Annotated in this window: 20 protein-coding genes; 9 read left to right on the top strand and 11 right to left on the bottom strand. The window is 57.6% G+C overall.

From position 1 onward, the window contains the following. Positions 1-29: 29 nt before the first annotated feature. Together ACJ8KE_RS04980 and osmB are read left to right on the top strand one after the other, a co-directional pair. Positions 30-776, top strand: coding sequence for a DeoR/GlpR family DNA-binding transcription regulator (locus ACJ8KE_RS04980; RefSeq protein WP_004930631.1), 747 nt, complete (start codon positions 30-32; stop codon positions 774-776). Between the two features lie 271 nt (positions 777-1047). After that, positions 1048-1266 (top strand): osmotically-inducible lipoprotein OsmB, encoded by a 219-nt coding sequence (osmB, locus tag ACJ8KE_RS04975; RefSeq protein ID WP_004945176.1) that lies wholly within the window; start codon positions 1048-1050, stop codon positions 1264-1266. Positions 1267-1454: 188 nt separating this feature from the next. Here osmB and yciH read toward each other — a convergent pair whose 3' ends face one another. Both yciH and pyrF read right to left on the bottom strand, forming a co-directional pair. After that, a complete protein-coding gene (gene yciH, locus ACJ8KE_RS04970; RefSeq protein WP_016927535.1) occupies positions 1455-1781 on the bottom strand; it encodes a stress response translation initiation inhibitor YciH in 327 nt (108 codons plus the stop codon). 10 nt (positions 1782-1791) lie between these two features. Beyond that, positions 1792-2520: an orotidine-5'-phosphate decarboxylase gene (pyrF, locus tag ACJ8KE_RS04965; protein ID WP_397609154.1), complete on the bottom strand. Its 729-nt coding sequence runs from the start codon at positions 2518-2520 to the stop codon at positions 1792-1794. A gap of 329 nt (positions 2521-2849) precedes the next feature. Here pyrF and bhsA point away from each other — a divergent pair, with 329 nt between their 5' ends. Both bhsA and ACJ8KE_RS04955 read left to right on the top strand, forming a co-directional pair. After that, positions 2850-3110 (top strand): multiple stress resistance protein BhsA, encoded by a 261-nt coding sequence (gene bhsA, locus ACJ8KE_RS04960; protein WP_016927533.1) that lies wholly within the window; start codon positions 2850-2852, stop codon positions 3108-3110. Positions 3111-3283: 173 nt separating this feature from the next. Beyond that, complete coding sequence (locus ACJ8KE_RS04955) at positions 3284-3583, top strand: Arc family DNA-binding protein (RefSeq protein WP_004930644.1); 300 nt, start codon at positions 3284-3286, stop codon at positions 3581-3583. Between the two features lie 68 nt (positions 3584-3651). Here the strand turns inward: ACJ8KE_RS04955 and lapB are convergent, their stop codons facing one another. From lapB to pgpB, 3 genes are all read right to left on the bottom strand, one after another. Further along, the gene (lapB, locus tag ACJ8KE_RS04950; RefSeq protein ID WP_016927532.1) at positions 3652-4824 is read right to left on the bottom strand and encodes a lipopolysaccharide assembly protein LapB; all 1173 of its coding nucleotides are present in this window, start codon (positions 4822-4824) and stop codon (positions 3652-3654) included. A gap of 6 nt (positions 4825-4830) precedes the next feature. Continuing rightward, on the bottom strand, positions 4831-5133 hold the full coding sequence (locus ACJ8KE_RS04945) for a LapA family protein (RefSeq protein ID WP_004930650.1): 303 nt from the start codon (positions 5131-5133) through the stop codon (positions 4831-4833). A 298-nt stretch (positions 5134-5431) separates the two neighbouring features. Then, complete coding sequence (gene pgpB, locus ACJ8KE_RS04940) at positions 5432-6196, bottom strand: phosphatidylglycerophosphatase B (protein ID WP_116403578.1); 765 nt, start codon at positions 6194-6196, stop codon at positions 5432-5434. 279 nt (positions 6197-6475) lie between these two features. On the opposite strand from pgpB, the gene ribA reads away from it, so the two are divergent. Continuing rightward, positions 6476-7069, top strand: coding sequence for a GTP cyclohydrolase II (ribA, locus tag ACJ8KE_RS04935; RefSeq protein WP_004930678.1), 594 nt, complete (start codon positions 6476-6478; stop codon positions 7067-7069). Between the two features lie 56 nt (positions 7070-7125). Here the strand turns inward: ribA and acnA are convergent, their stop codons facing one another. Then, entirely contained in the window at positions 7126-9798 is a 2673-nt protein-coding gene (acnA, locus tag ACJ8KE_RS04930) for an aconitate hydratase AcnA (RefSeq protein WP_079449786.1), read from the bottom strand. 301 nt (positions 9799-10099) lie between these two features. Here acnA and ACJ8KE_RS04925 point away from each other — a divergent pair, with 301 nt between their 5' ends. Further along, positions 10100-10957 (top strand): DUF6216 family protein, encoded by an 858-nt coding sequence (locus ACJ8KE_RS04925; RefSeq protein ID WP_126502247.1) that lies wholly within the window; start codon positions 10100-10102, stop codon positions 10955-10957. Positions 10958-11022: 65 nt separating this feature from the next. Here the strand turns inward: ACJ8KE_RS04925 and cysB are convergent, their stop codons facing one another. From cysB to topA, 3 genes are all read right to left on the bottom strand, one after another. Beyond that, the gene (gene cysB / locus ACJ8KE_RS04920; protein ID WP_004930690.1) at positions 11023-11997 is read right to left on the bottom strand and encodes an HTH-type transcriptional regulator CysB; all 975 of its coding nucleotides are present in this window, start codon (positions 11995-11997) and stop codon (positions 11023-11025) included. A gap of 221 nt (positions 11998-12218) precedes the next feature. Then, positions 12219-12353: a hypothetical protein gene (locus tag ACJ8KE_RS04915; protein ID WP_255253503.1), complete on the bottom strand. Its 135-nt coding sequence runs from the start codon at positions 12351-12353 to the stop codon at positions 12219-12221. Between the two features lie 5 nt (positions 12354-12358). Beyond that, a complete protein-coding gene (gene topA / locus ACJ8KE_RS04910) occupies positions 12359-14956 on the bottom strand; it encodes a type I DNA topoisomerase (RefSeq protein WP_004930691.1) in 2598 nt (865 codons plus the stop codon). A gap of 427 nt (positions 14957-15383) precedes the next feature. Between topA and ACJ8KE_RS04905 the strand changes: the two genes are divergently transcribed. Then, a complete protein-coding gene (locus tag ACJ8KE_RS04905; RefSeq protein ID WP_004930700.1) occupies positions 15384-15635 on the top strand; it encodes a YciN family protein in 252 nt (83 codons plus the stop codon). Positions 15636-15686: 51 nt separating this feature from the next. On the opposite strand, the gene sohB is transcribed toward ACJ8KE_RS04905, so the two are convergent. Continuing rightward, positions 15687-16733, bottom strand: a complete 1047-nt coding sequence (gene sohB, locus ACJ8KE_RS04900) for a protease SohB (RefSeq protein WP_079452039.1) — start codon at positions 16731-16733, stop codon at positions 15687-15689. A gap of 359 nt (positions 16734-17092) precedes the next feature. On the opposite strand from sohB, the gene ACJ8KE_RS04895 reads away from it, so the two are divergent. After that, positions 17093-17854: a YciK family oxidoreductase gene (locus tag ACJ8KE_RS04895; protein WP_240293580.1), complete on the top strand. Its 762-nt coding sequence runs from the start codon at positions 17093-17095 to the stop codon at positions 17852-17854. 13 nt (positions 17855-17867) lie between these two features. Then, complete coding sequence (gene cobO / locus ACJ8KE_RS04890) at positions 17868-18458, top strand: cob(I)yrinic acid a,c-diamide adenosyltransferase (protein ID WP_306376819.1); 591 nt, start codon at positions 17868-17870, stop codon at positions 18456-18458. Between the two features lie 39 nt (positions 18459-18497). On the opposite strand, the gene rluB is transcribed toward cobO, so the two are convergent. Further along, positions 18498-19394, bottom strand: coding sequence for a 23S rRNA pseudouridine(2605) synthase RluB (gene rluB, locus ACJ8KE_RS04885; protein ID WP_015378049.1), 897 nt, complete (start codon positions 19392-19394; stop codon positions 18498-18500). Positions 19395-19528 lie beyond the last annotated feature (134 nt).

The following is a 19528-nucleotide window of genomic DNA, read 5'->3' as shown; positions in this document are numbered from 1 at the left end:
CGCCTTGGCGGCCGCATCATCAGGCCGATATGAATTTACGACAACAGACCATATTGCAGTTGGTTAACGATCGCCGGCGGATCAGCGTCAATGAGCTGGCGCGCGCCTCGGGCGTCTCGGAAGTCACCATCCGGCAGGATCTCAACCTGCTGGAAAAGCGCAGTTATCTGAAGCGGGTGCACGGCTCCGCCGTGGCGTTGGAGAGTGATGACGTCGACGCCCGCATGATGTCCAATTTCACCCTCAAGCAGCGGCTGGCGCAATACGCCGCCGCGCAGGTCAACGACGGCGAGACGATCTTTATCGAGAGCGGCAGCGCCAACGCCCTGCTGGCGCGCTACATCGCCGAGCGCAAGCGCATTACGCTGATCACTGTCAGCCACTACATCGCCAACCTGCTGAAAGAAACCGACTGCGACGTGATTGTGCTGGGCGGCATGTACCAGAAGAAAAGCGAGACCGTGGTCGGCCCGCTCACGCGGCTGTGCATTCAGCAGGTGCATTTCAACAAGGCGTTTATCGGCATTGACGGCTTTCAGGCCGAAACCGGCTTTACCGGCCGCGACATGATGCGCGCCGACGTGGTCAGCGCGGTGCTGGCCAAGGGCGTGGAGAATATCGTGCTGACGGATTCCAGCAAATTCGGCCAGATCCAGCCTAACCCGCTGGCGCAGCCGGGGCAAATCAGCCGGGTGATCACCGATTCGCGTTTGGCGCTGGAGTATCAGCATCAGCTGAAACGTCAGGGCGTACAGGTGGAATTGGTCAACGAATAACGCAGATCACCGCCGCACCGCGCGGGCCACGCCGCGCGTCTTTCCCCTTGCACCGCAGGATTTTAAGACTATTTACCTGTTTATCCTTCCCGAGAAACCTATACTCAGTTTCGGCGACTTTTGGGCCGTAACCTACTAATTATTCGGCCGTTAACAAAAAATGCCATTTTTTATATCGATACTGTACGGGAATCAACAGCAGGCCTGATTTATGGTTAACGCCTATACTTATAGGGCACTTCCATATAGCCAATGCTAAGGAGAAGTCATTATGATGATTATCAATAAACGTTTCGCCACCGCCGCTCTGGCACTGACTCTGGCGTTTTCACTCAGTGCCTGTTCCAACATGTCCAAACGCGATCGCAACACCGCTATCGGTGCCGGCGCAGGTGCAGTCGGCGGCGCAGTGCTGACAGACGGCAGCGCGTTGGGTACGCTGGGCGGGGCTGCGGTAGGGGGCATTATCGGTCACCAGGTTGGTAAATAACCTGACCGAGCGCCCTCGGCCGACAGGCTGGCAAAAGCGCTTTGGCGCTTTGACGTATTAACCAATAACGATGATTTCAGGTCTGTTTTACTTTAAGTCTATGGTTCTTTTGCCGTTAACGGGCTAATCCCCGGCAGCAACAACCTCAAGCCATGCCACGGCATTGCACCGCGGCATGGCGATTCACCTCAACCGCCCGCCAGTTTGACCTTCATGCCTTTGGCTTCCAGCAGTTGCTTGAGCAGATCGCGTTTATCGCCCTGGATCTCGATGACCCCATCTTTCACCGAACCGCCGCAGCCGCATTTCTTTTTCAGCTCGGCCGCCAGTTTGTCGAGCGCAGCATCATCCAGATCGACGCCGGCGATCAGGCATACGCCCTTCCCCTTGCGGCCGCTGGTCTGACGCTGGATGCGCACGATGCCGTCGCCCTTGGCGCGTTGCGGTTTAACCTCTTCCTGCTTGATGCGGCCGGTGTCCGTGGAATACACCAGGCGGCTGTTATCGTCATTCATCGGCGGTTCCTCAGGCCAAAGAGGCGCGGATCGCGCGCAGCGTCGCGGCCGGATCGGCAGATTGAGTGATCGGACGTCCAATCACCATGTAGTCCACGCCGGCGGCCTGCGCCTGCACCGGCGTCATAATACGGCGCTGATCGCCCGCCGCGCTGCCTTCTGGGCGGATCCCCGGCGTAACCAGTTGGAAAGCCTGCCCGCAGGTCGCCTTCAGCCGCTGCGCTTCGTGTGCCGAACACACCACGCCGTCCAGCCCGCAGTCGCGGGTCAGGCGCGCCAAGCGCTCGGCGTGTTCCGCCGGGCTGGCTTCAATGCCGATGCCGCGCAGGTCTTCCGCTTCCATGCTGGTCAACACCGTCACGGCAATCAACAGCGGCGCATCCGCCCCGAATGACGCCAGCGCTTCTTTAGCGGCGGTCATCATGCGCGCGCCGCCGCTGGCATGGACGTTGACCATCCAAACGCCCAGTTCGGCCGCCGCCGCGACCGCATGCGCGGTGGTATTGGGAATATCGTGGAATTTCAGGTCAAGAAATACGTCGAAGCCGCGCCCATGCAGATCGCGCACCAATTGCGGCCCAAACAGCGTGAACATTTCTTTGCCCACTTTCAGCCGGCAGTCTTGCGGATCGATACGGTCGGCGAACGCCAGCGCGGCGTTCTTATCGGCGTAATCTAACGCCACAACGATTGGAGATGATTTTAAGTCATTGTTATTAGTGTTATTTTCAGACTTCATTTCTTCTACCTTCTGTAAAATAGACATAATCAGGGACTCACCCGCGAAACTGACCGCCGCATTCTACATGCCGGAGGCCAGAAATCCCAGCCACAGCGCGCACCGGCGCTCTGTCATGTTACCGCTCACCTTTGTCATGGCGCGTCAACGAAAGCGCGTTAGCGATAAACCACGCAGCGTAAAACGCCGTAAAGATGCGTAAATTGTTGATCAAATATTTTGAATGAATTACTCAGCATTATCAGATTTTCAATCGACGTAGATGCTTTACTATTCAACCCATCGGAAGCGAATGGCTTCCTTCCTAAATGAACAGACTGGAGTCACCTATGAAAACCATCAAATATTTTGCAACCGCTGCCGCTATCGCACTGACCTCTTTCGCCACTTTCGCCGCTGAACCGATCAATAGCCAGCAGGCCGATAACCTGACCGCCACCGGCATCGTTTCCGCAGGCCACGCGACCACCCTCAGCAGCCTGGAAAAAAAGCTGGCCGCTAAAGCCGACGCTCAGGGCGCCAGCAGCTACCGCATCATCTCCGCCGGCGGTAACAACATGCTGAGCGGCACCGCGATCATCTACAAATAATGTTTCCGGTACAGGGCCCGCACGCTCGGGCCCTGCCTCTGTTTCTCGCCTAAAAAAACCCGCGTTTGCCCCACCCTCATTTGTTACATAAATATTAAATTTTTATTACACACTAGACACCCGATCGCCAGTGGCTTAGCTTGAAGGCATCTTCCTGCAGAAAGGCTTTCAAAATGAGCGAGATATCGACACTTACCATTAAAATTCCTCTGGAACTCAAGGAAAAAATCCGTGCCGCCGCCGCTGAAAACGAATTTTCGTTGAGCGTGGAAGTGTGCCAGCGCCTGGAAAGCAGTTTCAGCGCGCCCGCCACCAAAGCAGAAAAACCGGCCAAAAAGGCGGATGACCTGCACCACGGCGAGATCGACAATCAAAGCACCGAAGAAGAAATTGAACAGCCGCTGAGCCAGAAAGAGCTGAAGAAACTCCGCCAGCTGTTGAAAACCGGCGCCAAAGGCGGCAAGAAAAAATAAGCGACGAACAGACGAACATAAAAAACGGGGCGATAAATCGCCCCGTTTTGTTTTGTCGCCCCGCCGCATTATTGGCCGTCCAGACCGCGGATCGGTTTAACCGATGACCAGGCGCGGCACGACGGGCAATGCCAATAGAGCGAGTGCGCGGTGAAGCCGCATTTGTGGCAGCGGTAACGCGGCTTGGTGCGAATTTGCTCGCCGACCATATCGCGCAACAGCAGCAGACTCTCTTTCGCCCGGCCGTCTTCGGCGTCCGCCAGGTGATAATCCATCAGCCGGTAAAACACCCGCATGGTCGGATGGCGTTGCAGCTGGCGGTTGATATAGACCTGCACCACGTCGCGCCCTTCGTGCTGCTCGATAATCTCGGCCAGCATCAGATCGGCGGTGGCGCCGGTGTTCTCTTCCACGCAGCGCTTCAGGAATTCAGCCCAGTTGTGCTGTTGTTCCGGCAGATGCGTGTAGCATTCCTGCAGCATCGGCAGCGTCTCGCTGACCAACTCTTTATCCTGGCTCAGAACGCGTTGCAGCGACTCTGCCGCTTTGGCGTAGTCGTTTTGCGCCATGTAGATGCGCCCGAACATGATGGACACGCGCGCACACTGTTTATCGGCGGCGGCCGCCCGTTTGAGCAGGCTCATCGCCCGATCGAGATCGTCGCTGCCCATCGCCTGCAGCGCCAACTCACAGTAAAAGTGCGCGATCTCGACGCGTTGCTTCTCTTTGCCCAGCTTGACCAGCTTTTCCGCCACGTCGATCGCTTTCTGCCAGTCGCTGGTCGCCTGATGGATCACCAGCAGTTGCTGCAGCGCCGAGACGCGAAAATCCGCTTCGTCAGTCAACTGGCTGAACATGTCTTCCGCGCGATCGTACAGCCCGGCCGCCATATAGTCGCGGCCCAGTTGCTGCACCGCCAGCAGGCGCTGTTCGAAGGTCAGAGAGGCGCTTTCCATCAAGGCCTGATGGATGCGGATGGCGCGGTCGACTTCGCCGCGCGAGCGGAACAGGTTACCCAAGGTCAGGTGGGCTTCAACGGTGTTGCTGTCCTCTTTCAACATATCGAGGAACAGATCGACCGCCTTGTCCTGCTGGTTGGAAAGCAGAAAGTTCACCCCTGCCACATATTCGCGCGACAGGCGGTTGGCTTCTTGCTGTTTATCCTGCTGAGCGCTTCTGCGCCCCATGTACCAACCGTACGCGGCAGCCACGGGCAGCAACAGAAACAGCAGTTCTAACATAGAGGATTATTCCTTGCTGACAACAGGCTGAGCCGCCGGTTCAGCGGGCTGCTCAAGCTGCAGCTCCAGCCTTTTGATTTTGCGCTCGGCGCGACCCAGCGCAATACGCGTGCGCAGGTAGAACAGGCCGCAAATAATCCAGCCGAGAACGAAACCGGCGCCAAACAGCGTGGCCAACAGGGTCGATACGCGATAATCCCCCTGCGCAACCAGATAGTTAAAATTGACCACCTGATCGTTATGCGCACCCAAGGTGACGGAAATCACGAAGATCACCAGAACCAACAAAAAAATCAGCAAATATTTCACATTCTTTCCCGCGATGCCGAGTGAATCGGATGAACGATGCCAAAATGTGGCGTCCCTAACCCTTAAGTTAGCATTTCCCGCTGCGGCAGGGAAACCCTGCCGCACGATAAAACCACATATCTGCTGGCATATTCGGCAGTAAACGGTCTTAGCGAACAAATTGATGAGAAAGCTTCTCAAAACGTCGAATTTATAAGGATATGGGGGCAACCGGGCGAATTGCAATGGCGGGAAAATGTAAGCGGTTAATGCGGCACCGGTCCGATGCCGCCTATTTTGTGACGCGGTCACATATCGATCATATCTCCGGCTTGCGCGCCGCGATTTCCTGCTGCTCTTGCGGCGGCGGCGTCAGCGGACCGAACCAGCGCTGCGCCAGCCAGCAGGTGATCACCACCAGCAGCCAACTGATCAGCGTAGCCATCGCCAGATCGCGCGGCCAGTGCATGCCCAGCAGCAGACGGCTGCCCATCACCCCCGTTGCCCACACCATCAGCAGCGCGACGGTTTTATAATGGCGGCGCGGCCACAGCAATCCGACGCCCAGCAGCGCCCAAGTGGCGGCGAACATCGTATGCCCCGACGGGAAAGCGAAGCCGGTTTCAAACTGCCAGTGCTTGCGCAGCCAGTTCGGCACCAGCGTCTGGTCTTGCAGTTGCTCGCGCACCAGCGCGCTGCGCTCTTTACGATGCAGCGAATAGAAATATTTTCCGTCCACGCCGTGGGTTTGCTCGAGCCATACCACAAACGGCCGCGGTTCTTGCACCCGATCCTTGATCAACGACTTGACCCCCTGCCCAATCACCAACGCGGCGGAAAGCAGGATCGCCAGACCGATGGCCGCTTTCAGCCGAAAGCGCAGGCACCACAAAAACCAACCGCAAAGGATAGCGCTGGTCAGAATGCCCCACGGCGAGGTCACGGTTTCGGTCACCCAGAACAGCGCTTTGAGCAGCCGAACATTGCCGCCGGGCTGCCAATGCCAGCCGGATGCCCATACGACCAGCGGCATCAACAGCAGCAGCAGCGCGCCGCCCGCCGTACGTTTTGCTATCTCATACATTCCCGTTTTCCTCTGCGTGAATCAGGCTGCAGTGTAACAAGAGTGCAATATTGATAACACGCGAAAAATTAAACAGATAGGAAACCTATCGCAATAATAGGTGGTCAGAAAACGCCATCTGCTGGTTTGCTGAGCACCGCCCGGCAAGAAGTTGTGGCAAAATAGCCGATAATTAACGAAATAGAGATCGGCGTAGCACGTTTTAGTCTTGGTCAATTTACTGAACCGGACTTAGGATGCGCGACAATGATTGAATCGTAGGTTTTTGTGGAGAGTGACATGCAGCTGAAACGGGTGGCAGAGGCTAAACTGCCGACACCTTGGGGCGATTTCCTGATGGTAGGATTCGAAGAACTGGCGACCGGACATGACCACCTGGCACTGGTATTCGGTGATATTTCCGGCGAAGCGCCGGTGCTCGCACGCGTGCATTCCGAATGCCTGACCGGCGACGCGTTGTTCAGCCTGCGCTGCGACTGCGGTTTTCAACTGGAAGCCGCACTGGAGCAGATTGCGGAAGAAGGCCGCGGCATCCTGCTTTATCATCGCCAGGAGGGCCGCAATATCGGCCTGTTGAACAAGATCCGCGCCTACGCCCTGCAGGATAAGGGCGCAGACACCGTGGAAGCCAATCACCAGCTCGGCTTCGCCGCCGACGAGCGCGACTTCACCCTGTGTGCCGACATGTTCAAACTGCTGGGCGTCGACGCGGTGCGTTTGCTGACCAACAACCCGAAAAAGGTCGAGATCCTGACCGAAGCCGGTATCAACATCAGCGAACGCGTGCCGTTGATCGTCGGTCGCAACCCGAAGAACGAACGCTATCTGGCCACCAAGGCCGCCAAAATGGGCCATTTGCTCGACCAGAAGTGATCGCCACCGCCGCGGAAACAATCAGGGCGCCTTACGGCGCCCTTTTTATTGATTAATTACAGCATTTTCCTGATCACATAGTGCAGGATGCCGTCGTTTTCGTAGTAGGTCAGCTCATTGCCGGTATCGATGCGGCACCGGGTGTCGACCACTTCCTTGCGCCCGTCGGCATAAGTGATGTGCACCGGCACTGTCTGGCCCGGCTGCAGCTGTTGCAGGCCGCCAACGCTGATCTGCTCATCCCCGGTCAGCCCCAGGGTTTTGCGCGTCACCCCCTGCGGAAACTCCAGCGGCAAAATCCCCATGCCGATCAGGTTAGAGCGGTGAATACGCTCGAAGGATTCGGCAATCACCACCCGCACGCCCAGCAGGCGCGGCCCCTTCGCCGCCCAGTCGCGGCTGGAGCCGGAACCGTACTCTTTACCGGCGATCACCGCCAGCGGCACTTTCTCCTGCTGGTACTGCATGGCGGCGTCGTAGATAGACAGCTGCTGTTGTGACGGAATATGGCGGGTATAGCCGCCTTCCACGCCCGGCACCATTTCGTTGCGGATGCGAATGTTGGCGAAGGTGCCGCGCATCATCACTTCGTGGTTGCCGCGGCGTGAACCGTAGGAGTTGAAATCCTGCGGCGCTACGCCATGCTCGCTCAGGTAACGCCCCGCCGGGCTGTCGCGCTTGATGTTACCCGCCGGCGAGATATGGTCGGTGGTCACCGAGTCGGCCAGAATCGCCAGAATACGCGCGTCTTTGATGTCCTGCACCGGATCCGGCTTCACCTGCATGGTGCTGAAGAACGGCGGATGGCGGATATAGGTAGAATCCTCCTGCCACTGATAGGTCGCCGAACCGGTCACCTGGATCGCCTGCCAGTTGGCGTCGCCATCGAACACTTCGCCGTATTCCTTGTGGAACATCTCGGTGCGCACTTCTTCCACCGCCTGAGCGATGTCCTGGCTGCTCGGCCAGATGTCCTTCAAATAGACCGGCTGACCGTCATTACCCTCGCCCAGCGGCTCTTTGGTCAGATCGATCTTCATGCTGCCCGCCAGTGCATAAGCCACCACCAGCGGCGGCGAGGCCAGCCAGTTGGTTTTCACCAGCGGGTGGATGCGCCCTTCGAAATTACGGTTGCCCGACAGCACCGCGCCAACGGTCAGATCGCCCTCTTTGATCGCCTGCTCGATAGGATCCGGCAGCGGCCCGGAGTTGCCGATACAGGTGGTACAGCCATATCCCACCAGGTTGAACCCCAGCTCTTCCAGATAGGCGGTGAGTTTGGCGCTGTCGAAGTAGTCGGTCACCACTTTGGAACCCGGCGCCAGCGAGGTTTTTACCCAGGGTTTGCTGCGCAGCCCTTTCTTGACGGCGTTTTTCGCCAGCAGGCCGGCCGCCATCATCACGCTCGGGTTGGAGGTGTTGGTGCAGGAGGTGATCGCCGCGATCACCACCGCGCCGTCGCGCAATTCGTGCTGCTGCCCGTCCAACGTAAAGGTTTTGCCGTCTGTCTTGGCCTTGTGGCCGCCGATATCCAGCTCGGTAGCGGCCTTGAACGCCTGCGGCACATTCGGCAGCGCGACGCGATCCTGCGGGCGTTTCGGCCCGGCGAGGCTGGCCTCCACCGTCGACATGTCCAGCGCCAGCGAGCTGGTGAAGACCGGCTCATCCCCCGGATTGCGCCACATGCCCTGCGCTTTGGCGTAGGCTTCCACCAGCGCGATTTGTTCGGCGCTGCGGCCGCTGAGCTTCATATAGCCGAGCGTAACGTCATCCACCGGGAAGAAGCCGCAGGTGGCGCCGAACTCCGGCGACATGTTGGCGATGGTCGCCCGGTCCGCCAGCGGCAGATCGGCCAGGCCGTCGCCGTAAAACTCGACGAACTTGCCAACAACGCCGTGTTTGCGCAGCATTTGGGTGACGGTCAGCACCAGATCGGTGGCGGTAATGCCCTCGCGGAGCTTGCCGGTCAGCTTGAAGCCGACCACATCCGGGATCAGCATCGACACCGGCTGGCCCAACATCGCCGCTTCCGCTTCGATGCCGCCCACGCCCCAGCCGAGGATGCCCAGGCCGTTGATCATGGTGGTGTGGGAATCGGTGCCCACCAGCGTATCCGGATAGGCCACGCGGCGACCGCTTTCGTCGCTGTGCCACACCGTTTGGCCGAGGTATTCGAGGTTGACCTGGTGGCAGATGCCGGTGCCCGGCGGCACCACGCGGAAACGGTTGAAGGCTTTCTGCCCCCAGCGCAGGAAGGTGTAGCGCTCGTGGTTGCGCTGCATTTCGATACGCACGTTGTCTTCGAAGGCGTTGTCATCGCCGAATTCATCGACGGTGACCGAGTGGTCAATCACCAGATCCACCGGTGACAGCGGGTTCACCTGGTCGACATTGCCGCCCAGCCGCCGCACCGCTTCACGCATCGCCGCCAGATCCACCACCGCCGGAACGCCGGTAAAATCCTGCATCAGCACGCGCGCCGGACGGTAGGCGATCTCACGGTCAGCATGGCCGGTTTGCAACCAGGCGACGATGGCCTTGAGGTCGTCAACCTGCACGGTATCGCCATCCACATGACGCAGCAGGTTCTCCAACAGCACTTTCATCGATTTCGGCAACCGGTCGATAGCACCCAGCTGCTTCGCCGCCAGCGGCAGACTGTAGTAGTAATATTCGCTATTCAGCGCAACCAGCTTATCCAGACTTGTTTCACGAAGATCGGACGACATAGCTCCTCCATTTCTTATTGTGACTAAAACAGGGTAATCAGTGAGGTCTTGTTTAAAGATACCACAAAGACAAGTTAACGTTTTGATAACAACACGATTTGATCACAACGATAGGCGGGAACAATCACAGAAGTTAATGTGAAGAGTGTCAGCGAGTTACCTTAACCGCCGCTCCTTGCCTAAAACGCCAAAGCCGCATGAAACGGTTTCATCGAACATGCGCGATAATTTCAATCGGCATTTCCCGACACATCAGCGATATTGAACATTCTGACAATAAAGCACGCGCATGGAGCACATTTTGAATATCACCATCGATCCAACCTTCCAAAATCTAATGGTCGTGGCTACATCACTCATACCGTTGATTTTGTTTATCATTATTATCTACCGCACGCGCTCTGGTTATATTCTGCTCAAATTCTTGTGGGATAAAGTTCTGCGCGGTAAGGGCAGCCAGTATGAGAGCATCAAAACATTCGACAGTGAACAGTATGAGGTGCATCGCTTTATTTACCATTACGGCATCAAGGTAAGAAACCTCACGGAAATTGAGGCAACGCTGCGTTGGATGGAGAACAAAGACGTCGCAATGCATGAGTTGCGGCGCATAAAGGACAGATTTACCCCTAAAGATCAGAAAATTAGGCTGGCAAGCGCGATGGAGTTTGCCATCCTTGCTGTATCTATCGTGCTTTTTTACTTCATTACCATTGCCGCAACGAAACTCACAATCACCAATGAAGCCTGGTATGAGTTCAAACAGACCACGCACAGTTTTCTGTTGGGCAAAGACTATGCGAAAAACTCAGATCTGTTTATTCCGTTTATATCAGACAAAAAATGGGAACTGACACGAGAGCAATGCGGCGCCCGTGATGCTTTTCAACGCGCCGCCGAGGTCGGCCTATTGGAAAGTGAGGTACAATCAATCTGTTATAAACTCACCAACGGTGATGACAGTGAACGGCGCGCCGATGTAAAAATACAAAAGAGAATAGGATGGACGCTTTTGGCATCAAGCCTTTATCTCCTTTACCTGGCTGTTATAACGATCGTCGCCGCCAAACGGGCCAAAACGTTGGATAAGCGTATCAATCAAGACGCTAACGCTTTACCTCAGTCTCAACCCCCGACGAATAACCAAGATGTGCCGTAAGCGGCAGCATACAAAACAGGAGGGACACCCCCTCCTGTTTTGGCCGACGCGCCACCAACCTGAACTTATTTAATCGGCAGCTTGATGTCCTTGAACATCGCTTCGATTTCTTCGTTGGAGCGCAGCGCCACCGCGCTGTCGACCACGTCGCGCGTCAAGTGCGGCGCGAAGCGCTGAATGAAGTCATACATGTAGCTGCGCAGGAAGGTACTGCGGCGGAAGCCGATTTTGGTGGTGCTGTAGGTGAAGATGTCGCGCGCATCCACCGTCACCAAATCCGGATCCTGCACCGGATCCACCGCCATGCTGGCGATCACCCCTACCCCCAGTCCCAGACGCACATAGGTTTTGATCACGTCGGCGTCGGTGGCGGTAAAGACGATGCGCGGCGTCAGACCGGCGCGGTTGAAGGCGGTGTCCAGCTCCGAGCGGCCGGTAAAGCCGAAGGTGTAAGTGACGATCGGGTAAGCCGCCAGCTCTTCAATGCTGATGCTGCTTTTGCCCGCCAAAGGATGATCGGGCTTCACCACCACCGCACGGTTCCAGTGGTAGCACGGCAACATGATGAGATCGTCGTACAAGTGCAGCGCCTCGGTGGCGATGGCAAAATCGGCGGTGCCCTTGGAGACCGCTTCGGCGATCTGCGTCGGCGAGCCCTGATGCATGTGCAGCGAGACGCGCGGGTAACGCTCGATGAAGCCTTTGATCACGTTGGGCAATGCGTAACGAGCCTGAGTGTGCGTGGTGGCGACGTACAGCGAGCCTTTGTCCGGGTAGGTGTGTTCACCGGCGACGGCCTTGATGGCGTCTACCTTGGACAGCACTTCACGCGCGATGCGAATGATTTCCTGGCCGGCGGGGGTGACCTGGGTCAGGTGCTTGCCGCTGCGGGCGAAAATCTGGATGCCCAGCTCATCTTCGAGCATGCGCACCTGTTTACTGATGCCGGGTTGAGAGGTATAGAGCCCTTCTGCCGTCGAGGAGACATTCAGGTTGTGGTTAACCACTTCCACAATGTAACGAAGCTGCTGCAATTTCATATCTTATACCATCCTAGGTTAAACACTGCGGCTTACCCGCAGCCAGGTATATCGGTGTCGCCCCAGTATGCTGAAACTCACAAGCCATAAACCCCGTGTTCTACCCTGATGGTGAAGAAAACGCCGTTGTTAATAAGCTTTAATAATAAAAAAACTTTTTATATAACCACTATACCACGATGCAGCTTCAAGTATAGATCCGCGTCACACTATGATAACGATTATTTTGCATTGGTATCAACGTGAAACGGCGGTGTCGGAGGGATAAAAACAGCAAAGGATAGATCCGTTTGCCCCTTTTCACCAATAAAAAAACCAGCCGCCAGGGCTGGTTTTTCATCTTGCAGGCAGGACATCGCCCTTACTTCTTGCCTTCGACCCACTTGCCGTCCACGTAGAACGCGGACCAACCGGTCGCCTTGCCGTCTTTTTCAGAGGAGACGTACTGCTGCTTGGTTTTACGGCTGAAACGCACCAGCGTTTTGTTGCCTTCGGCATCCGCCACCGGCGCATCGGCCAGGTAGCGCAGTTTCTCCGGCAGACGATCCTTGAAGCGAGCCAGCTCCTCCACCAACGGCGCGCGGGTCTCGCGCGATTTAGGGAAGGTGTTGGCCGCCAGGAACACGCCGGCAGCGCCGTCACGCAGCACGAAATAGGCGTCGGACTTCTCGCACGGCAGCTCCGGCAACGGCACCGGATCTTCCTTCGGCGGCGCCACATCGCCGTTACGCAGGATCTTGCGGGTATTTTTGCAGTTCTCGTTGGTGCAGCCCATGTACTTGCCGAAACGCCCCATTTTCAGGTGCATTTCCGAACCGCACTTGTCGCACTCCACCACCGGGCCGTCATAACCTTTCAGGCGGAACTCGCCCTCTTCGATCTCATAGCCGTCACACGCCGGGTTGTTGCCGCAGACGTGCAGCTTGCGCTGGTTGTCGATCAGATAGCTGTCCATCGCCGTACCGCATTTCTGGCAGCGGCGGCGGGCGCGCAGCGCGTTGGTTTCCGCGTCGTCGCCTTCGAGGATGTTGAGCACTTCCGCTTCAGGCACCAGGTTGATGGTGGTTTTGCAACGCTCCTTCGGCGGCAGCGCGTAGCCGGAACAACCGAGGAACACGCCGGTGCTGGCGGTACGGATGCCCATCTTGCGGCCGCAGGTCGGGCAGTCGATGCTGGTCATCACCATCTGGTTAGGCCGCATGCCGCCTTCTTCCGGATCCTTCTCCGCCGTTTCCAGCTGCTCGCTGAAGTCGACGAAGAACTCGTCCAGCACCGCTTTCCACTCGGCCTGGTTGTTGGCGACCTCATCGAGACCATCTTCCATGCGCGCGGTGAAGTCATAGTTCATCAGCTCGCGGAAGTTTTCTTCCAGACGATCGGTGACGATCTCACCCATTTTCTCGGCATAGAAGCGGCGGCTTTCCACCCGCACATAACCGCGATCCTGAATGGTTGAGATAATGGAGGCGTAGGTGGAGGGGCGGCCAATGCCGCGTTTTTCCAGCTCTTTCACCAGCGAGGCTTCGCTGTAGCGCGCCGGCGGCTTGGTGAAGTGCTGGCTCGGGATCAGTTTCTGCAGATCCAGCTCGCTGCCGATTTCGACGTATGGCAGGGTGCGATCTTCATCGCCCTTGCGCAACGCCGGCATCACCTTGGTCCAACCGTCAAAGCGCAGCGTACGGCCCTTGGCGCGCAGCTGATAATCACCGGCTTTCACCGTCAGCGTGGTGGAATCGTACTGCGCCGGCGTCATCTGGCAGGCGACGAACTGGCGCCAGATCAGCTGATACAGCTTCTGCGCATCCGCTTCCATGTCTTTCAACTGCTCGGCGAGCACGTTCACGTCCGAAGGACGGATCGCTTCGTGCGCTTCCTGCGAATTCTCTTTGCTGCTGTACTGATTCGGCGCCTTCGGCAGGTATTTATCGCCGAAGTTGTCGCCGATGTAGCCACGCACCATGTTGAGCGCATCCTGGCTCAGGTTGGTGGAATCGGTACGCATATAGGTGATGTGGCCGGCTTCATACAGCCGTTGCGCCATCATCATGGTTTTCTTCACGCCGAAGCTCAGGCGGGTGCTGGCGGCCTGTTGCAGCGTGGAGGTAATGAAAGGCGCGCCCGGCTTGCTGCTGGTCGGTTTGTCTTCGCGATCCAGCACCGTGTAGCGGGCTTTTTCCAGCAACTTGACCGCGGCGTGAGTCTGCTCGCGGTTGACCGGCTTGAACGGTTTGTCGTGCGCGTGGGTCACTTCCATCTGCAGCGCGGTTTCACCCTTCGCCAGCAGATCGGCATGCAGTTCCCAGTACTCTTCCGGCACGAACGCCTTGATGTCGCGTTCGCGCTCAACCACCAGACGCACCGCCACCGACTGCACACGGCCGGCGGACAGGCCGCGGGCGATTTTCTTCCACAGCAGCGGCGAGACCATATAGCCCACCACGCGGTCCATAAACCGGCGCGCCTGCTGCGCGTTGACGCGATCAATGTTCAGCTCGCCCGGCTGTTTGAACGCCTGCTGGATCGCGTTTTTGGTGATTTCGTTAAACACCACGCGGCTAAAGCGTTTGTCATCTCCACCGATCACTTCCCGCAGGTGCCAGGCGATGGCTTCCCCTTCGCGGTCAAGGTCGGTTGCGAGATAAATGTGGTCGGCGTTTTCCGCCAACGATTTTAACTCGGCGACCACTTTTTCTTTACCCGGCAGGATTTCATAATGCGCTTTCCAGCCGTGGTAAGGGTCGACGCCCATGCGATTTACCAGCGCCGCCTTCTCATCTTTTTTAACTTTTTTCTTGGCTTTGTCTTCGGTTGAGTCAGCGCTCTTTTTGCTGGCTGAGCCACTGGTCGGCAAATCACGGATGTGACCGACGCTGGACTTCACCACGTAGTCACTTCCTAAATATTTATTAATAGTTTTGGCTTTTGCCGGGGACTCAACTATTACGAGAGCTTTACCCATATTTACCTTTACCTAATTTATTTCTTCTAAAAAGAAGTCTTTTATCTCGCCGTGCCGCGGCAATTCGTGTCTCTTTTTTTATATTGCGGCAGTCTGGCAAGAGATCAACAGATTTTTTTCTTTTGGTTGCCCAACTGCTCAACCTGAACGCAAGTTGTTGATCCTGCCTGCTATTCACCCATGCCCCAGAAGTATGGCTGTGTGAGTTTTATTCATGGCGTAAACAAAACCTTCCACCTGACGCCGCAAAATCCCACACTGTACCTGATAAAAAGCGTCACGCAACCTAATTAGCATGGAAAGTCCGATTTCGCCAACCGGCGGCCGCCCATGGCCATCCAGACGGCAAATAAACCTTAGTCGGTTTGCGGATAAAAGCGAACCGGCGTTAGAATATGCGCAGAGTTTTTAGTTTGGAGTCTAATAAATGCGCACGAATACTGCACCTATCGGCCGCGAGGCCCTGCTGGCGGAAGCAAATAACATCATCCGCCAACACGAAGATTATCTGCACGGCATGATCGCCACCGACGTTGAACAAAAAAGCGGCGTTTTAGTTTTTCGCGGCGAATACTTTTTGGATGCCGATGGATTGCCCACCGCCAAAACCACCGCGGTATTTAATATGTTTAAACATTTGGCTCACCTGCTTTCGGAAAAATACCACCTGGTCGATTAAGACAAGAAAACGGGGGCGCCTGGCCCCCGTTGATTCACGCTCTCGTTGCCGTTACAACAACGGCTTTTCCCCACGCTGCCACCAGCGCAGCAGCAAACGATCGACGCTTTCCGCCGCGCTGCCGGTGAAGCGATCCATCAGGCGTTTGCGGCGCGTATAGCGCACAGCGATCACTTCGTGGTTATCCAGCTCGGCGATCAGCAAATCATCGCTGGTGCCGATGGCGTCGACCAGGCCCTTCTCTTTCGCCTGTGAACCGAACCAGTGCTCACCGGTGGCGACGCTGTCGATATCGAGCGACGGGCGCTGCTCATGCACGAAGCGCTTGAACAGTTCGTGGGTTTCGTTCAAATCTTCGCGGAACTTCTCGCGCCCCTGTTCGGTGTTTTCACCGAACAGCGTCAGCGTGCGTTTAAACTGCCCGGCGGTGTGCAACTCCACGTCGATGTCGTTCTTCTTCAGCAGACGGTGGAAGTTCGGGATCTGCGCCACCACGCCGATGGAGCCGATGATGGCGAACGGCGCCGCCACGATGCGATCCGCGACGCAGGCCATCATGTAGCCGCCGCTGGCCGCCACTTTATCCACCGCTACCGTCAGGCGAATGCCGCCTTTGCGCAGGCGCTCCAACTGCGAAGCCGCCAGGCCGTAGCCGTGCACCACTCCACCAGGGCTTTCCAGGCGCAACAGAACTTCATCCTGCGCCGACGCCACCGCCAACACCGCCGAGATCTCTTCGCGCAGCGAGGTGACCTCGTGCGCGTCCATGCTGCCCTTGAAATCCAGCACATACAGGCACGGCTTGGCCACTTCCACCGCGCCGGACTTGGCACGCTGCTTCTTCAATTTGTCATCAGATTTGGTCTGCTTCTTGAACTGTTTCAGCCAAACCTTCTGCTCGGCGGCATCCATGCGCGCCAGGCGCATATCGCGCTGCATCTCGCGATACTGTTCGCCGAGATCGGTCAGCTGCAGCTCCCCTTTCTGGCGGTTCTTGCGTTGCCCCAAACTGACCGCCAGGATGGCCAACGCGGCGATGGCGAGCACCACCGTGGCGACCTTGGCCAGAAACAGGCCATAAACAGATATAAACTCCACAGATTCCGCCTTTATTTACAGGTTGTTAGTATGCTTATTTCCATTTTAGCCAACCGCAGCGGCTGCTGTCGCGGCTAAATGAAAATTCATTGCGCACAGAGCATCACTATGGGGACGATTTACGGCCGAACCAAGCCGCCACCGCCGCGCTTTTGTTACAAAAGAATGCCATTTCAGCCTGCTACGCATTGAAAATGCCTGCGGATTAAGGCATATAACACCCATTATTCATCAATATGATGAGACGGATTCGCTGCGCGGCCCGCAGACGGTCGAGCCTTCGCTCCCGCCCCGGCCGCGCGTTTCACCCTTGCTCCCCGATATCCGCGGGAGAACAGCCACCCAGGCGAGGATTTATCGTGCATTACCAACCCAAACAAGATCTGCTCGAACAACGTATCATTTTGGTCACCGGCGCCGGCGACGGCATCGGCCGCGAAGCGGCGCTGACCTACGCGCGCTTCGGCGCCCAGTTGGTGCTGCTGGGGCGCACCGAGAGCAAACTGCTGGCGGTACAACAAGAGATCGCAGCCCTGGGCGGCGCCCTGGCCCTGGTGGTCACGCTGGACTTGCTGCACGCCACTCAGGAGCAATGCCGGCAGATAGCCGACGATCTGGCGCGCCAGATCCCCCGCCTTGACGGCGTGTTGCACAACGCCGGCCTGCTCGGCGACATCGCGCCGATGGCCGACCTGTCGATAACCATGTGGCAAGAAGTGATGCAGGTTAACGTCAACGCCACCTTTATGCTGACTCAGGCGCTGCTGCCGCTGCTGCTGAAATCCCACGCCGGTTCACTGGTGTTCACCAGCTCCAGCGTCGGGCGTACCGGCCGCGCAGACTGGGGTGCCTATGCGGTGTCAAAGTTCGCCACCGAGGGCATGATGCAGGTGTTGGCCGACGAGTACAAAAACCGCAATCTGCGGGTGAACTGCATCAATCCGGGCGGCACCCGCACCAAAATGCGCGCATCTGCCTTCCCGCACGAAGACAAGAACAAGCTGAAAACCCCGGCCGATATCATGCCGCTGTATCTGTATTTGATGGGCGAAGACAGCCGCCGCAAAACCGGCATGAGCTTCGACGCGCAGCCGAACCGCAAACCCGGCGCAGCCGAATAATCAGGAGCGTTTCATGGCGGAAGATCGTCATCAACAGCGCCAGCAGCGCCTGAAAGAACAGGTCGATGCGCGCATCGCCGCGGCGCAGGACACCCGCGGCCTGCTGCTGGTGTTTACCGGCAACGGCAAGGGTAAAACCACCGCCGCCTTCGGCACCGTCACCCGCGCGGTCGGCCACGGCATGCGCGCCGGGGTGATCCAGTTCATCAAGGGCGAATGGCCCAATGGCGAAAAGAATCTGCTGCAGCAACACGGCGTTGAGTTTCAGGTGATGGCCACCGGTTTCACCTGGGAAACGCAAAACAAGGCCGGCGACACCGCCGCCTGCCAGGCGGTGTGGCAGCACGGCAAACGCATGCTGGCCAACAGCGGCCTGGATCTGGTTCTGCTGGATGAAGTGACCTACATGCTGACCTACGGCTATCTGGAACTGGAAGTGCTGAAGGAAGCGCTCCTGCAACGCCCTGCGCATCAAACGGTGATCCTGACCGGGCGCGGCTGCCATCGCGATCTGCTGGAACTGGCGGATACGGTCACGGAGATGCGGCCGGTGAAACACGCATTCGACGCGGGCGTGAAGGCGCAACAGGGGATCGATTGGTAACAAAACGTTCTGGCCCCCAACGGGGCCAGAATGGCGGGATTAGCTGCGTTTGCTTGGCTTGCCCGGTTTGCTGCCTGGCGCACTGCGGCGGCCGCTGCCGGCCACCTGCGAGTGGCGCTTGACCGCACGGCGGATCTGGTTGGCCTTCACGCGGCGGCGCTCACGCTCCACCGGCATTTTGCTGACCGTTTCCGGTTTCAACTCCACCAGCTCGCGCAGGTAGTTGATCGCCGGCAGATCCAGTTCAGCCCAGCCGCCGCGCGGCAGGCCTTTCGGCAGATCGATGTCGCCGTAACGCACGCGGATCAGGCGGCTCACCTGCACGCCCACCGCTTCCCACAGGCGACGCACTTCACGGTTGCGGCCTTCGGTCAGGGTCACGTTGTACCACTGGTTGAGGCCTTCACCGCCCTGGAAGCTGATGGTGCGGAAGGCGGCCGGGCCGTCTTCCAATTGCACGCCTTTGCTCAGCTGCTTCACTTTCGCATCGTCAACCTGGCCGAACACGCGCACCGCGTACTCGCGCTCCACTTCACGGCTCGGGTGCATCAGACGGTTGGCCAGTTCGCCATCGGTGGTGAACAGCAGCAGACCGGAGGTGTTGACGTCCAGGCGCCCTACCGCCACCCAGCGCGAACCGCGCAGCTTCGGCAGGCGATCGAACACCGTCGGGCGGCCTTCAGGATCGCTGCGGGTACACAGCTCGCCTTCCGGTTTGTAGTAAGCCAGCACCCGGCAAACCACCTCTTCGGATTCTTTGATCGACAGGACATGGCCATCCAGACGGATTTTCATCGCCGGCGTCACTTCAACGCGATCGCCGAGCTTGGCGACCTTGCCGTCGACGCTGACGCGCCCGGCTTCAATCATGGTTTCGATTTCACGACGCGAGCCATGCCCGGCGCGCGCTAAAACTTTCTGTAACTTTTCGCTCATTGAGCAACCTCTAATGTCGCCTTCACAGGCGTCGGGGGGATACCGCCGCGGCCAAGCGCCACGACGGTCATAATACGCTTATCAGGATCGAACCGCGTATTATACAGGCTTTCTAAGGTGTTGAAACCCACTTT

The sequence above is a fragment of the Serratia sp. CY56464 genome (assembly GCF_052168435.1).
GTDB classification, from domain to species: domain Bacteria; phylum Pseudomonadota; class Gammaproteobacteria; order Enterobacterales; family Enterobacteriaceae; genus Serratia; species Serratia marcescens.
This window is presented reverse-complemented; position numbering and strand designations above follow the sequence as displayed.

Coding starts and splice junctions, on each gene's coding strand:
- ACJ8KE_RS04980 (WP_004930631.1), top strand. CDS start 30: ATGAATTTACGACAACAGACCATATTGCAGTTGGTTAACGATCGCCGG.
- osmB (WP_004945176.1), top strand. CDS start 1,048: ATGATGATTATCAATAAACGTTTCGCCACCGCCGCTCTGGCACTGACT.
- yciH (WP_016927535.1), bottom strand. CDS start 1,781: ATGAATGACGATAACAGCCGCCTGGTGTATTCCACGGACACCGGCCGC.
- pyrF (WP_397609154.1), bottom strand. CDS start 2,520: ATGAAGTCTGAAAATAACACTAATAACAATGACTTAAAATCATCTCCA.
- bhsA (WP_016927533.1), top strand. CDS start 2,850: ATGAAAACCATCAAATATTTTGCAACCGCTGCCGCTATCGCACTGACC.
- ACJ8KE_RS04955 (WP_004930644.1), top strand. CDS start 3,284: ATGAGCGAGATATCGACACTTACCATTAAAATTCCTCTGGAACTCAAG.
- lapB (WP_016927532.1), bottom strand. CDS start 4,824: ATGTTAGAACTGCTGTTTCTGTTGCTGCCCGTGGCTGCCGCGTACGGT.
- pgpB (WP_116403578.1), bottom strand. CDS start 6,196: ATGTATGAGATAGCAAAACGTACGGCGGGCGGCGCGCTGCTGCTGCTG.
- ribA (WP_004930678.1), top strand. CDS start 6,476: ATGCAGCTGAAACGGGTGGCAGAGGCTAAACTGCCGACACCTTGGGGC.
- acnA (WP_079449786.1), bottom strand. CDS start 9,798: ATGTCGTCCGATCTTCGTGAAACAAGTCTGGATAAGCTGGTTGCGCTG.
- cysB (WP_004930690.1), bottom strand. CDS start 11,997: ATGAAATTGCAGCAGCTTCGTTACATTGTGGAAGTGGTTAACCACAAC.
- ACJ8KE_RS04915 (WP_255253503.1), bottom strand. CDS start 12,353: ATGTCCTGCCTGCAAGATGAAAAACCAGCCCTGGCGGCTGGTTTTTTT.
- topA (WP_004930691.1), bottom strand. CDS start 14,956: ATGGGTAAAGCTCTCGTAATAGTTGAGTCCCCGGCAAAAGCCAAAACT.
- ACJ8KE_RS04905 (WP_004930700.1), top strand. CDS start 15,384: ATGCGCACGAATACTGCACCTATCGGCCGCGAGGCCCTGCTGGCGGAA.
- cobO (WP_306376819.1), top strand. CDS start 17,868: ATGGCGGAAGATCGTCATCAACAGCGCCAGCAGCGCCTGAAAGAACAG.
- rluB (WP_015378049.1), bottom strand. CDS start 19,394: ATGAGCGAAAAGTTACAGAAAGTTTTAGCGCGCGCCGGGCATGGCTCG.